The sequence below is a fragment of the Verminephrobacter eiseniae EF01-2 genome, assembly GCF_000015565.1.
GTDB classification, from domain to species: Bacteria; Pseudomonadota; Gammaproteobacteria; order Burkholderiales; family Burkholderiaceae_C; genus Acidovorax; species Acidovorax eiseniae.
In genome coordinates this window covers 3375072-3386781 of sequence record NC_008786.1, presented here as the reverse complement: position 1 = coordinate 3386781, position 11710 = coordinate 3375072, and the positions used below count along the sequence as shown (strand labels likewise).

The 11710-nt window shown below is 66.4% G+C and carries 14 protein-coding genes; 11 read left to right on the top strand and 3 right to left on the bottom strand.

Translation table 11 applies throughout. The features are described 5' to 3' along the window. Together VEIS_RS14740 and VEIS_RS14735 are read left to right on the top strand one after the other, a co-directional pair. A complete protein-coding gene (locus VEIS_RS14740) occupies nt 1–1341 on the top strand; it encodes an FMN-binding glutamate synthase family protein (protein WP_011810759.1) in 1341 nt (446 codons plus the stop codon). Nucleotides 1342–1538: 197 nt separating this feature from the next. After that, nucleotides 1539–2588, top strand: coding sequence for a hypothetical protein (locus tag VEIS_RS14735; protein ID WP_011810758.1), 1050 nt, complete (start codon nt 1539–1541; stop codon nt 2586–2588). A 271-nt stretch (nt 2589–2859) separates the two neighbouring features. On the opposite strand, the gene VEIS_RS14730 is transcribed toward VEIS_RS14735, so the two are convergent. Further along, on the bottom strand, nt 2860–3405 hold the full coding sequence (locus VEIS_RS14730; protein ID WP_011810757.1) for a YqaA family protein: 546 nt from the start codon (nt 3403–3405) through the stop codon (nt 2860–2862). 127 nt (nt 3406–3532) lie between these two features. Between VEIS_RS14730 and VEIS_RS14725 the strand changes: the two genes are divergently transcribed. From VEIS_RS14725 to purH, 5 genes are all read left to right on the top strand, one after another. Next, complete coding sequence (locus tag VEIS_RS14725) at nt 3533–4108, top strand: M15 family metallopeptidase domain-containing protein (RefSeq protein ID WP_011810756.1); 576 nt, start codon at nt 3533–3535, stop codon at nt 4106–4108. Between the two features lie 269 nt (nt 4109–4377). Then, nucleotides 4378–5424, top strand: coding sequence for a tRNA dihydrouridine synthase DusB (gene dusB / locus VEIS_RS14720; RefSeq protein WP_011810755.1), 1047 nt, complete (start codon nt 4378–4380; stop codon nt 5422–5424). After that, nucleotides 5421–5654, top strand: a complete 234-nt coding sequence (locus VEIS_RS14715; protein WP_011810754.1) for a Fis family transcriptional regulator — start codon at nt 5421–5423, stop codon at nt 5652–5654. The genes dusB and VEIS_RS14715 overlap by 4 nt, the downstream gene beginning before the upstream one ends. Nucleotides 5655–5749: 95 nt before the next feature. Beyond that, nucleotides 5750–6064 carry a hypothetical protein gene (locus tag VEIS_RS30605; RefSeq protein WP_232287703.1) on the top strand — a complete coding sequence of 105 codons (315 nt, stop codon included), beginning with the start codon at nt 5750–5752 and terminating at the stop codon, nt 6062–6064. Nucleotides 6065–6119: 55 nt separating this feature from the next. Further along, the gene (gene purH, locus VEIS_RS14710; protein ID WP_011810753.1) at nt 6120–7724 is read left to right on the top strand and encodes a bifunctional phosphoribosylaminoimidazolecarboxamide formyltransferase/IMP cyclohydrolase; all 1605 of its coding nucleotides are present in this window, start codon (nt 6120–6122) and stop codon (nt 7722–7724) included. Between the two features lie 62 nt (nt 7725–7786). On the opposite strand, the gene hemL is transcribed toward purH, so the two are convergent. Both hemL and thiD read right to left on the bottom strand, forming a co-directional pair. Then, nucleotides 7787–9100, bottom strand: a complete 1314-nt coding sequence (hemL, locus tag VEIS_RS14705; protein WP_011810752.1) for a glutamate-1-semialdehyde 2,1-aminomutase — start codon at nt 9098–9100, stop codon at nt 7787–7789. Then, nucleotides 9084–10046: a bifunctional hydroxymethylpyrimidine kinase/phosphomethylpyrimidine kinase gene (thiD, locus tag VEIS_RS14700; RefSeq protein WP_011810751.1), complete on the bottom strand. Its 963-nt coding sequence runs from the start codon at nt 10044–10046 to the stop codon at nt 9084–9086. The genes hemL and thiD overlap by 17 nt, the downstream gene beginning before the upstream one ends. A gap of 118 nt (nt 10047–10164) precedes the next feature. Here thiD and VEIS_RS14695 point away from each other — a divergent pair, with 118 nt between their 5' ends. The 4 genes from VEIS_RS14695 to VEIS_RS14680 are packed head-to-tail and all read left to right on the top strand — an operon-like array spanning nt 10165 to nt 11704. Next, a complete protein-coding gene (locus tag VEIS_RS14695; protein ID WP_011810750.1) occupies nt 10165–10338 on the top strand; it encodes a rubredoxin in 174 nt (57 codons plus the stop codon). A 56-nt stretch (nt 10339–10394) separates the two neighbouring features. Continuing rightward, the gene (locus VEIS_RS14690) at nt 10395–10796 is read left to right on the top strand and encodes a response regulator (RefSeq protein ID WP_041950893.1); all 402 of its coding nucleotides are present in this window, start codon (nt 10395–10397) and stop codon (nt 10794–10796) included. Next, entirely contained in the window at nt 10796–11161 is a 366-nt protein-coding gene (locus VEIS_RS14685) for a response regulator (protein WP_011810748.1), read from the top strand. Before VEIS_RS14690 ends, VEIS_RS14685 begins: the two co-directional genes overlap by 1 nt. Before the next feature lie 15 nt (nt 11162–11176). Next, nucleotides 11177–11704, top strand: a complete 528-nt coding sequence (locus VEIS_RS14680; RefSeq protein ID WP_011810747.1) for a chemotaxis protein CheW — start codon at nt 11177–11179, stop codon at nt 11702–11704. The last annotated feature ends 6 nt before the right edge of the window (nt 11705–11710 follow it).

Below are 11710 nucleotides of genomic sequence, written 5' to 3'. Positions count from 1 at the left end.
ATGACTGCCGCCACACAACCCAGTCCCGACAGCACGGCGCGCACCCCACCCAGGTTCTCAGCCAACTTCGACCCGGCGGCGCTGGCCGAAATCCGCCGCGCGGCGGCGACCGGCATCTACGACATCCGCGGCGCTGGCACCAAGCGCCGGCTGCCCCACTTCGACGACCTGCTGTTTCTCGGCGCTTCGATCAGCCGCTACCCGCTCGAAGGGTATCGGGAAAAATGCGCGACCGATGTGCTGCTGGGCGCGCGCTTTGCCCGCAAGCCATTGCATCTGCAGATCCCGGTGACCATCGCCGGCATGAGCTTTGGCGCGCTCTCGGCCAACGCCAAGGAAGCCTTGGGCCGTGGCGCCAGCATTGCCGGCACCAGCACCACCACGGGCGACGGCGGCATGACGCCCGAGGAGCGTGGCCAGTCCAAAACCCTGGTCTATCAGTACCTGCCCTCGCGGTACGGGATGAACCCGGACCATCTGCGCCAGGCCGACGCCATCGAGATCGTGGTCGGCCAGGGCGCCAAGCCCGGCGGCGGCGGCATGTTGCTGGGCCAGAAGATCAGCCCCCGCGTGGCCCGGATGCGCTGCCTGCCCGAGGGGATAGACCAGCGCTCGGCCTGCCGCCACCCGGACTGGACCGGCCCCGATGACCTGGAGATCAAGATTCACGAACTGCGCGAGATCACCGACTGGGAAAAGCCCATCTACGTCAAACTGGGCGCCACCCGCCCCTACTACGATGTGGCGCTGGCGGTCAAGGCCGGCGCCGATGTGGTGGTGCTCGACGGCATGCAAGGCGGCACCGCCGCGACCCAGGAAGTCTTCATCGAACATGTGGGCATCCCCATCCTGGCCGCCATTCGGCCCGCCGTGCAAGCCTTGCAGGACTTGGGGATGCACCGCAAAGTCCAGCTCATCGTCTCCGGGGGCATCCGCAATGGTGCCGATGTCGCCAAGGCGCTGGCCCTGGGCGCCGATGCAGTGGCCATCGGCACCGCCGCATTGGTGGCGCTCGGCGACAACGACCCGCGCTACGAGGAGGAATACCGCCAACTCGGCAGCACCGCCGGCGCCTACGACGACTGGCATGAGGGCAAGGACCCGGCCGGCATCACCACCCAGGACCCGGCCCTGGCCGCGCGCCTGGACCCCGTGCTGGCCGGCCGCCGTCTGGCCAACTACCTGGCGGTGCTGACCATGGAAGCGCAAATCATCGCCCGCGCCTGCGGCAAGTCGCACCTGCACCACCTGGAGCCGGAAGACCTGGCCGCGCTGACGCTGGAAGCGGCTGCGATGACCCAAATCCCGCTGGCCGGCACGGCGTGGTATCCGGGCAAGTGAGCCCCCCGCAAGCGCCTGCGCGATGAAACCGGCCGAACGATCCCGACGGGAATCTGCCGTCGGCCTGGGTGGCCGTCCGGCGCAGCGCCGTATGGCGTCCTGCGCAGCAAGCTCGCCCGATCGACGACCCATGGTCCGGTGGACAGCAGGTCAGACAGCGGGTCAGCCCGAGGCCACGATGAAAAAAGTCTGTCGCGATGAATGACAAGCCATCCGGGGAACACGCCTGGCGCGCCGTCGCCGAGTGGTACCACGCATATTTCACCGGCACGGTCCTGTCCACGGTGACGCGCTGCGGCACGCCGCGTGCCGCCGAACTGGTCTACGAGGTCTTTTGCCGGCAACGCAATGAGCGCTTCCTGCCCGGGCTGCACAAACTGGGCATCGCGCACCTGCCGCCTGCCGTCGCGGCGGCGCAGTACCACTACCTGTCCAACCATATCGGCGGCGTGGCGGTGCAATACATGTACGAGTCCGAGCGCAAGGCCTGGATACGCTACTGCGCGCCGCGCTGGCTCTGGTCCGGCACGGCCTTGTGCGCGATCCCGTCGGAAGTCTCGCGCGCCATGCTGGCCGGCTGGCACGCGCACAACGGTGTGTCGCTGAACAACCTGCGCCTGGGATTCGTGTGCACCAAGCAGGCCGTCGATGGCCAGTCGGGCCTGGAAGGCTATTACTACGAATACGAGCGTGAGTTGCAGCCGCATGAACGGCTGCGCTTTGCGCGCAACGAAGACGCGCCCGATTTCGTTGGCGCGGCGGCGCCCACGCTGCCCACGCTGGCCTGGCCGGCAACGCGCCTGGCCAAGGCCAGTCGCAACTACGCCATGGAGTACATGCGCAGCACGCTGGCAGTGGCGGTGAACCTGTGGGGGCCGCACGAGGCCACCAGCCTGCTGCGGCTCACCGCAAAGATGATAGGCATGCAGTTCTACCACCAGACGGCGCGCGCGCTGAGCGTGCCGGCGCAGCCTTCGGCGCTGGCATTCGGCCAATTCATCGCGGCCCTGGCCCATGCGCAGGGGGATTCATGCGAAGTCGGTCAGACGGCCGAAGGCGTGCGCGTGACGCAACGCGGCTGGCGCCTGATGGATGGGGTGGCCGATGCCCATCCCTGCGTGGCGCAGGCCTGGAACGGTTTGCTGGAAGGCGCGCTGGATGCGCACAACCACCGGCTTGCGCTGCACATGAGCAGCCAGGTCGGCGCACACGGACGTGAATTCGATTGGTTGATCGCCCGTGCCTGAGCGCTGGTGCAGGGGCGAAGAAGTGCAGCTTCCAGACGCCTGGCGATCGATCCCGGCCCACGACCGCGCTACACGCTCACGGAACTACAGGCGGCCTCGGGCGGACCATCACAGCCGCAAGCCCGGGCTTGACCGTCCCTGTGACCGGAACCGATACCACGGGTGCCCAGGTTGCCGCAGCGGCTTTGAACCACATTGCAGGCATTCAGGCCGGCGGGATCTGCTGCACGAGCCAGCCGCCGACCGGCCTGGCCGGGCAGCAGAACTTCGTTCAGCCGCCACCGAAGACCTGGGCCAGACGGATGCAGCCGTCCCACATCCGGCCGGAATCGGCGCTGCCGACCAGCAGATGCTCCGGCGTGAAGTACAGCAGCGCGCTGGTCATCACCCAGTAGCGCAGGAACTTGCCCACGGCCATGTAGGCCAGGCAGGGCCAAAACGGCAGCTTCAGCCAGCCGGCCACAGCGCACAACGGATCGCCCACCACGGGCAGCCAACTCAGCAGGCAGGCCGGCGCGCCAAAGCGCTTGAGCCAGTTCAAGGCCCGCAGTTCGGTGGCGCCACGGACCTTGTCCACGACCATGTGCGCACCCAGGCCAAGCCACCAATTCAACGCGCCGCCCAGCGTGTTGCCCGCAGTGGCGACCAGGATGGTCGGCCAAAACAGCGCGGGGTTGAGCTTGATGAGGCCAAAGACCGCGAACTCCGAGCCCAGCGGCAGCAAGGTGGCCGAGATGACCGACACGACAAACACCGTGCTCAAACCGAACTGCGGCAGGGCCAGCCATTGCAACAATTGAGGTATCCAGATTTCCATGGGTCAGGAGTGTAGGGGCGCTCCTACACGGGTCTGCGCCCTTTGCCCATGGTCTGCTGCCCAGGCAGCGGTATCTTGTGCTGCCATCCCCGGTGCCACTGCCTGGCATCGATACCCGAGGACTCCGATGCCCGTCACCCATCCATTGCATGCCACGCCCAGGCCCATCCGGTACTTGTCGCTGGCGCTGGCAGCGCTGCTGGCCGCCTGTGGCCACAGCCCGCCGCAGACGGCGCTCCCACCCCCAGGGCCGGGCCGGCCGGTGTCCACGGAGCCAGCACCGGGCCTTGCCGGGTGCTGGCAAACCCCGGCTGCGCGCGCTGCGCTGCAAGGCGTTGCGCTGGAACTGCAGGCCCGGGGCCTGGCGCTGCAAGTCCGCTGCCAAGAGGGGAACGGGGGGAGCGGGGGGGACAGGGGAAACGGGGGGGACGGCAGTTCGGTGGTGCAACTGCGGGTGCTCGATGGCATCCAGGCCCGTGCGGTGCTGCGCGGGCCGCTGGCCGATGGCCAGGCGGTGGACATGGGCACGCCCTGCGGGGTGGCGTCGCCCGGGGCCGCTGTGACGGCCGGCGGTTTCTCGCCCGATGTGCAGTACAACCGCCAATGGCTGCGCGCGCTGATGGCCCGCCACCAGTTCGACAACCTGCCCGATGCCTGGTGGCATTTTGCCTACCGGACCGGCGCACCAGCGCCGGTGCGCTGATTCCGATCTGCGGATATGCCGAGCCCAACCAGCGCCGCCGCGCCGCCGCGCCGGTGCGCTGACCGGCGTACCGGCACCGGCGCGGCCCCCGGTGCCGGCGATCGATGGCGCGATCCGGCCGCGCGCCAGGGCCTGCGCGCCTGCCGCAGGCGGCCCCCATGGGCGGGCGCTGTGCAGATCGTCGAGGGTCTGCGAAACTCGGCGCTTGCTGAAATCCCGGGTCGGTACAATTTTGCGACCACCCTTCCCCTGCTTGCGCTTGCCTCTTCATGCAGATTGGCTCCATTCCTTTGCCGAACCGGTTGTTCGTTGCCCCGATGGCGGGCGTGACCGACCGTCCGTTTCGCCAACTGTGCAAGGCGCTGGGGGCGGGGTATGCGGTCAGCGAGATGATCACGGCGCGCAAGGATTTGTGGTCCAGCCTGAAGACCTCGCGCCGCGCCAACCATGACGGGGAGCCGGGGCCGATTGCGGTGCAGATTGCCGGCACCGATGCCGCGATGATGGCCGAGGCGGCGCTCTACAACATCGAGCGTGGCGCGCAAATCATCGACATCAACATGGGCTGCCCGGCCAAGAAGGTATGCCGGCAATGGGCCGGCTCGGCGCTGATGCAGGACGAGGCGCTGGCCGTCGCGATAGCCCGGGCGGTGGTGGCGGCCTGTGCGCCCCATCGGGTGCCGGTCACGCTCAAGATGCGCACCGGCTGGTGCCAGCAGCACAAAAATGCGCCGCAACTGGCGCGGCAGTTCGAGTCGGTGGGCATTCAAATGCTGACGGTGCATGGCCGCACACGCGAGCAGGGCTACGGCGGCCAGGCGGAGTACGAGACCATCGCGGCCGTGAAGGCAGCGGTGGGTGTGCCGGTGGTGGCCAACGGCGACATCACCACGCCGGAAAAAGCGCGCGCGGTGCTGGCCGCGACCGGCGCGGACGCGATCATGATCGGCCGCGCGGCGCAAGGCCGACCCTGGATCTTCCGCGAGGTGGGCCACTTTCTGGCCACCGGCGAGCACCTGGCCCCGCCGCTGGTGGCCGAGTTGCGGCGCCTGCTGCTGGCGCACCTGCAAGACCATTACAGCCTGTACGGCGAGCCGATCGGGGTGCGCAGTGCGCGCAAGCATATTGCGTGGTACCTGCGCGCGCTGCCCGGCGGCGAGGCGTTCAGGCAGCATATCAACACGCTGCAAGACTGCGGCGCGCAGTGGCAGGCGGTGGCCGACCATCTGGATGCCCTGGGGCAACGGATGGACCGGCTGCCAGTTGCCAGCGCCATGGCCGCTGCACGAGAAGAACCCGAGGATTTGGCTGCATGAGCAAGAAACACATAGAACAATGCGTGCGCGAGAGCCTGCAGGGCTACTTTCGCGACCTGGGCGGCGCGACGCCCGATGGCATCTACCAGATGCTGGTGCGCGTGGTCGAAAAACCGCTGCTGGAGGTGGTGATGACCGAGGCCGGAAACAACCAGTCCCGCGCCGCCGAGTGGCTTGGTCTGAACCGCAACACCTTGCGCAAGAAGTTGGCCGAGCACAAGTTGCTCTGAGACCGCGCCCCATTCCCGACGACCAACCCGAAGGCGCGATGAAATCACGGATGCAATCACACTGGCGGCGCTTGGCCTTGTCCGCGCAAGGGCTAGTGTCGCGTCACGGATCAGATGTCGTAGGCTGCGCGCAGCCATCGGAGCGCAGCGCAAGGCGCATCGCGCAGCCAATACCGAGCGTATTGGCAAGCGATGCAACGCCGCGATGCGCTTCGATGGCCAGCGCAGACCGACAGATGATCCGTGACGCGACACTAGTGTCGCGTCACCGGTCAGATGTCGCAGGCTGCACGCAGCCATCGGAGCGCAGCGCAAGGCGCATCGCGCAGCCCATACCGAGCTGTATTGGCAAGCGATGCAACGCCGCGATGCGCTTCGATGGCCAGCGCAGACCGACAGATGATCGGTGACGCGACACCCGCTTCGTTCAAACTCCCACCACCTGATCTCATCTCATCTCATCTCATGAACGCACTCCTGTCCGTCTCCGACAAGACCGGCATCGTCGAATTCGCGCAAGCCCTGCACGCGCTGGGCATAGGGCTGCTGTCCACCGGCGGCACGGCCAAGCTGCTGGCTGGCCAGGGTCTGCCGGTGACCGAGGTGGCCGAACTGACGCAATGGCCCGAAATGCTCGACGGCCGCGTCAAGACGCTGCACCCCAAGGTGCACGCCGGCCTGCTCGCCCGCCGTGAACGGCCCGGGCATATGGCGGCCCTGAAGGAGCATGGCATAGCCACCATCGACCTGCTGGTGGTCAACCTGTACCCGTTCGAAGCCACCGTGGCCCAGGCCGCTTGCACGCTGGCCGAGGCCGTGGAGAACATCGACATCGGCGGCCCGGCGATGGTGCGCAGCGCGGCCAAGAACTGGCAGCATGTGGGCGTGCTGACCGACGCCGCGCAGTACCCGTCCGTGCTGGCCGAGCTCCGCGCCAACGGCACATTGTCCGACCCGCTGCGCTTTGCGCTGTCGGTGGCGGCGTTCAACCGCATTGCGCAGTACGACGCTGCGATCAGCCACTACCTGTCGTCGCTGCGGTTCGAGGCCGACCGTTGCATCGACGACAGCGCGGTGCCGGCGCGCATGCAGTTCCCCGGCCAGAGCAACGCCATCTTCAGCAAGGTGCAAGACCTGCGCTATGGCGAGAACGCGCACCAGCAGGCCGCGCTGTATCGCGAACTGCACCCGGCCCCCGGCTCCCTGGTCACGGCCGAGCAATTGCAGGGCAAGGAGCTGTCCTACAACAACCTGGCCGATGCCGATGCCGCCTGGGAATGCGTCAAGAGCTTCGACGCTGCGGCCTGCGTGATCGTCAAGCACGCCAACCCCTGCGGCGTGGCGCTGGGCCTGGACGCAGCGAGCGCCTACCGCAAGGCTTTGCGGACCGACCCGACCAGCGCCTTTGGCGGCATCATCGCCTTCAACTGCGTGGTCGACGACGCGGCCGCCCGGCAGCTCGGCCAGCAGTTCGCCGAGGTGCTGCTGGCCCCTGACTTCAGCGCGCAGGCGCTGGAGATCTTCAAAGCCAAGGCCAATCTGCGCCTGCTCAGGATTGCGCTGCCCGTCCAGACCGGCCAGGAGGGCAAAGAGCGCGGCCGCAACGCGCTCGATGCCCGGCGCATCGGCTCCGGGCTGCTGCTGCAAACGGCAGACAACCAGGAGCTGTCGCCGAGCGCGCTGCGGGTCGTGACGCACAAGCGGCCCGGCCCCGAAGCGCTGCAAGACCTGCTGTTCGCCTGGAAGGTCGCCAAATACGTCAAGAGCAATGCCATCGTGTTCTGCAAGGACGGCATGACCATGGGCGTCGGCGCTGGCCAGATGAGCCGCCTGGATTCGGCACGCATCGCCAGCATCAAGGCGCAGCAGGCCGGGCTGACGCTACAGGGCACGGCCGTGGCCAGCGACGCCTTCTTCCCCTTCCGTGACGGCCTGGATGTGGTGCTCGACGCCGGCGCCAGTTGCGTGATCCAGCCCGGCGGCTCGGTGCGTGACCAAGAGGTCATCGATGCGGCCAACGAGCGCGGCGTGGCCATGGTGTTCAGCGGCCTGCGGCATTTCCGCCACTGAGGGGCATCCGCGGCATCGAGGTGATGGCGGCCCCGGGCGCATCCATTGCATGGCCCCTGCCGCTATGGTTTTGCCAGCGTCTTGAACACCTCGCGCGCCGCAGCCACGGTGGCTGCAATGTCCTCGTCGCTGTGCGCTGCGCTGACAAAGCCGGCCTCGTAGAGCGCCGGCGCGATGTAGATGCCGCGTTCGAGCAGGCCGTGGAACAGTTGGTTGAAGCGTGCGCTGTCGGTTTGCAGCACCTGGGCGTAGTTCCGGGGCAGCGCCGGCAGCAGAAAGAAGCCGAACATGCCGCCTTCGCTGTCCGCGCTGAAAGCCACGCCTTCGGCCGCCGCAGCGCCCCGTAGCCCCTCGACCAGCGCCCGGGTGCGGGCCGACAGCGCGGCAAAAAAGCCCGGTTGGCCGATGGCGCGCAGCGTCGCCAGGCCGCAGGCCGTGGCCACCGGGTTGCCCGACAAGGTGCCAGCCTGGTAGACCGCACCCAATGGCGCCAGGTGTTCCATCAGCGCGCGCGACCCGCCAAAGGCGGCCAGCGGCATGCCGCCGCCAATCACCTTGCCGAGCACCGTCAGATCGGGTTGGAAGCCTGGTATGTCCCGGGCGTACAGGCTTTGCGCGCCGCCCGGCGCCACCCGAAAGCCGGTCATCACCTCGTCGAGCACCAGCAATGCGCCGTATTCGCTGCACAACTCGCGGCAGCGGCGCATGAAGGGCACGCTGGCGCGCACCAGGTTCATGTTGCCGGCGATCGGCTCGATGATCAGGCAGGCCAGTTCCTTGCCGTGCAATGCAAAGGCTCGTTCGAGCTGCTCGATGCTGTTGTATTCGAGCACCAGCGTGTGCTGCACCACCTCGGCGGGCACGCCGGCGCTGGTGGCGTTGCCGAAGGTGGCCAGGCCCGAACCGGCCTTGACCAGCAGCGCATCGGCATGGCCGTGGTAGCAGCCCTCGAACTTGATGAGCTTGCTGCGGCCGGTGGCGCCGCGTGCCAGGCGGATCGCGCTCATGCCGGCCTCGGTGCCCGAACTGACCAGGCGGATCATCTGCATCGATGGCAGCAGGCGCAAGATGGCCTCGGCCAGTTCCAACTCGCGCTCGGTGGGGGCGCCAAAGCTCAGACCCTCCAGCGCTGCCTGCTGCACCGCTTCGAGCACCGCCGGGTGGCCATGCCCCAGAATCATCGGTCCCCAGGAGCCGATGTAGTCGATGAAACGCTGGTCGTTGGCGTCCCAGAAGTACGCGCCCCGGGCGCGCTTGACGAAGCGGGGCGTGCCGCCGACTGCCTTGAAGGCCCGGACTGGCGAGTTCACGCCACCGGGAATGAGCGCCTTGGCGCGCTCGAACAGCGGGATATTCAGATCAGTGTTTGGTGTCATGGGGTGGCATCACAAAGCCTTCCAGGGCCTGTGCATCGTCAATGGTGGGATTGTCTTCTTCGGCGTCCCGGGCATCGTCGGCGCCGGGCGCGGCCCAGAACATGCGGTCGGGAAGGATATGCCCCATTCCGGGGCGAAAGCCGGCGTCCAGGCACCGGTCGAGGTAGCCCAGCGCTTCGCCGGTGGCTTCGCCCAGGTCGTTGCCGCAGGCCACCAGGGCGGTCAGCGCGGCCGACAGCGTGTCGCCGGCGCCACAGAAACTGGCATCGAACAGCTCGAACTTGCCACCGCCGAGCAGCACCTGGGGCGAGGCCAGCATGTTCTCGACAAACTGCTCGGGCAGTGCAATCCCGGTGACCAGGGTGTAGGGCACGCCCATCTCGGCCGCCGCCCGGGCGATGTCGCGCGCCGTGGGGCTGCGCTGGCCGCTCCAGTCCGGCAGCAGCCAGCGCCACAGCGTGCTGTGGTTTCCAACCAACACCGAAGCCTGTGGTAACAATAATTCCCGGAAGGCGTTCAGATACTCGTCGATCAGTTCATCGCGCCACCAGGACAGGTTGGGCATGTACGCGATCACCGGGACTTCATCGTAGTCGGTGGTGATTCTGGCGATGGCGCTGATGTTTTCCGGGCTGCCGACGAAGCCGACCTTGATGGCTTGCACGGCAAGGTCTTCGAGCACCGTGCGCGCCTGCTCGGCCACCACCTCATCGTCGAAGCTGAAATGATCGAAGATCTCGGCCGTGTCACGGGCATAGGCGCCGGTGACCACCGCAATCGGATGCCCGCCAACCGAGGCAATGGCGGTGATGTCTGCGGTCAGCCCGCCGGCCCCGCTCGGGTCGCTGGCGTTGAACACCAGCACACAGGCCGGACCTGCACCCTGCCGCTCGTCATCGTCGGGTGCCCTGCGGTCCGGCGCAGGAGGGAATGGGGGGGAGGTCATGGACTGTGGATCATGCCCGAACAGTGGCAGGAAAGTTGCAGGCCGACGCGCCGACTGCGCCGCCGAGGCCCCATTGGCCAATACAATCGTTGCATTCTATGTGAAGGCCCTTTAAGCTGTGATCGACTCTAAAACCTGGATGTGCCTGATTTGTGGTTGGATTTATGATGAGGCCGAGGGAGCCCCTGAACACGGCATTGCCGCCAACACTGCTTGGGAGCAGGTGCCCATGAATTGGACCTGCCCCGAGTGTGGCGCCCGCAAGGAAGATTTCGAAATGATCCGGATTTGATACGCAGCCGCCGCCGCAGTTGCGTGGTTTATTTTCTCCAGCGGGAGCAATGGCAATTGATCAAAACATTCAAAGTGCTCGTGGTGGATGACAGCAACACCATCCGCCGAAGTGCAGAGATTTTTCTCAAGCAGGGGGGGCACGAAGTGCTGCTGGCCGACGATGGCTTCGATGCCTTGGCCAAAGTCAACGATTATCAGCCGCAGCTGATTTTCTGCGACATCCTGATGCCCAAGCTCGACGGTTACCAGACTTGCGCCATCATCAAACGCAACGCCCGTTTTGCCGATACCCCGGTGGTCATGCTGTCGTCCAAAGACGGTGTGTTCGACAAGGCACGCGGGCGCATGGTCGGCTGCCAGGAATATCTCACCAAACCGTTCACCAAAGACCAGCTCTTGCAAGCTGTCCTGCAGTTTGGTCAGAAGATTGACCATTCCCAACAAGGAGCGATGTAATGCCCATCCAAAAAGTACTGGTCGTCGACGATTCGAAGACCGAGTTGATGTTCCTGACCGATCTGCTGCAGAAAAAAGGCATACAGGTGCGCACTGCAGAAAACGCCGAAGAAGCCTTTCGGCGCCTGGCCGAAGAAAAGCCGGACCTGATTTTGATGGACGTGGTGATGCCGGGCCAGAATGGCTTTCAGCTCACGCGCGCCATTACCCGGGATCCGCAGTATGCCGATGTGCCGATCATCATGTGCACCAGCAAGAATCAGGAGACGGACCGGGTCTGGGGTATGCGTCAGGGCGCGCGTGGCTACATCACCAAGCCGGTCGACCCGGCCGAGTTGCAAGCCAAGATCGACGCCTTGGGCTGAGGCTGTAGCGCACTCATGGCCAACCGCGAAGCCCTGCGAGAGCTACAGACCCGGCTTGCCAGCCGCCTACAGGCTGCAAGGGACGAAGCCACGTCTGTGTCATCCTGGCTGGCCGCAGAGTCCGCCGGGAGTTCTTATTTGTTGCCGCTGGGACAATCGGGGGAGATCTTCCCCTGGGTCTCGGTACAAACCGTGCCCTATACCCAAAGCTGGTTTCTCGGCGTTGCCAATCTGCGCGGCGGTTTGGTCGGCGTGGTCGATCTGGCGGGCCTGCTGGGCTCGGTCGTGCCCCGCACCGAGCAGGCTTTGGCCGATGCCAGCCTGCTGGCGTTCAACACCGCGCTGGAGGTCAACGCGGCGCTGCTGGTCGACCGCCTGGCGGGTTTGCGCGGCACCGATGCCTTTGTGGCGTCCGAGCCACCGGCCAAAGATTCGCCCCCGTACTTTGGCACCACCTATATCGATTCCAGCGGCAAGCGCTGGCAGGAACTGAACCTGCAGATCCTGTCCCGACACCCCGCTTTTTTGAGTATCAGTGTTTGAGTTTTT

Bases quoted from the DNA above. Each gene is read 5' to 3' on its own strand.
- VEIS_RS14680 (WP_011810747.1), top strand. From the start codon at position 11,177: ATGGCCAACCGCGAAGCCCTGCGAGAGCTACAGACCCGGCTTGCCAGC.
- VEIS_RS14725 (WP_011810756.1), top strand. From the start codon at position 3,533: ATGCCCGTCACCCATCCATTGCATGCCACGCCCAGGCCCATCCGGTAC.
- VEIS_RS14730 (WP_011810757.1), bottom strand. From the start codon at position 3,405: ATGGAAATCTGGATACCTCAATTGTTGCAATGGCTGGCCCTGCCGCAG.
- thiD (WP_011810751.1), bottom strand. From the start codon at position 10,046: ATGACCTCCCCCCCATTCCCTCCTGCGCCGGACCGCAGGGCACCCGAC.
- VEIS_RS14735 (WP_011810758.1), top strand. From the start codon at position 1,539: ATGAATGACAAGCCATCCGGGGAACACGCCTGGCGCGCCGTCGCCGAG.
- dusB (WP_011810755.1), top strand. From the start codon at position 4,378: ATGCAGATTGGCTCCATTCCTTTGCCGAACCGGTTGTTCGTTGCCCCG.
- purH (WP_011810753.1), top strand. From the start codon at position 6,120: ATGAACGCACTCCTGTCCGTCTCCGACAAGACCGGCATCGTCGAATTC.
- VEIS_RS14715 (WP_011810754.1), top strand. From the start codon at position 5,421: ATGAGCAAGAAACACATAGAACAATGCGTGCGCGAGAGCCTGCAGGGC.
- VEIS_RS14685 (WP_011810748.1), top strand. From the start codon at position 10,796: ATGCCCATCCAAAAAGTACTGGTCGTCGACGATTCGAAGACCGAGTTG.
- VEIS_RS14740 (WP_011810759.1), top strand. From the start codon at position 1: ATGACTGCCGCCACACAACCCAGTCCCGACAGCACGGCGCGCACCCCA.
- hemL (WP_011810752.1), bottom strand. From the start codon at position 9,100: ATGACACCAAACACTGATCTGAATATCCCGCTGTTCGAGCGCGCCAAG.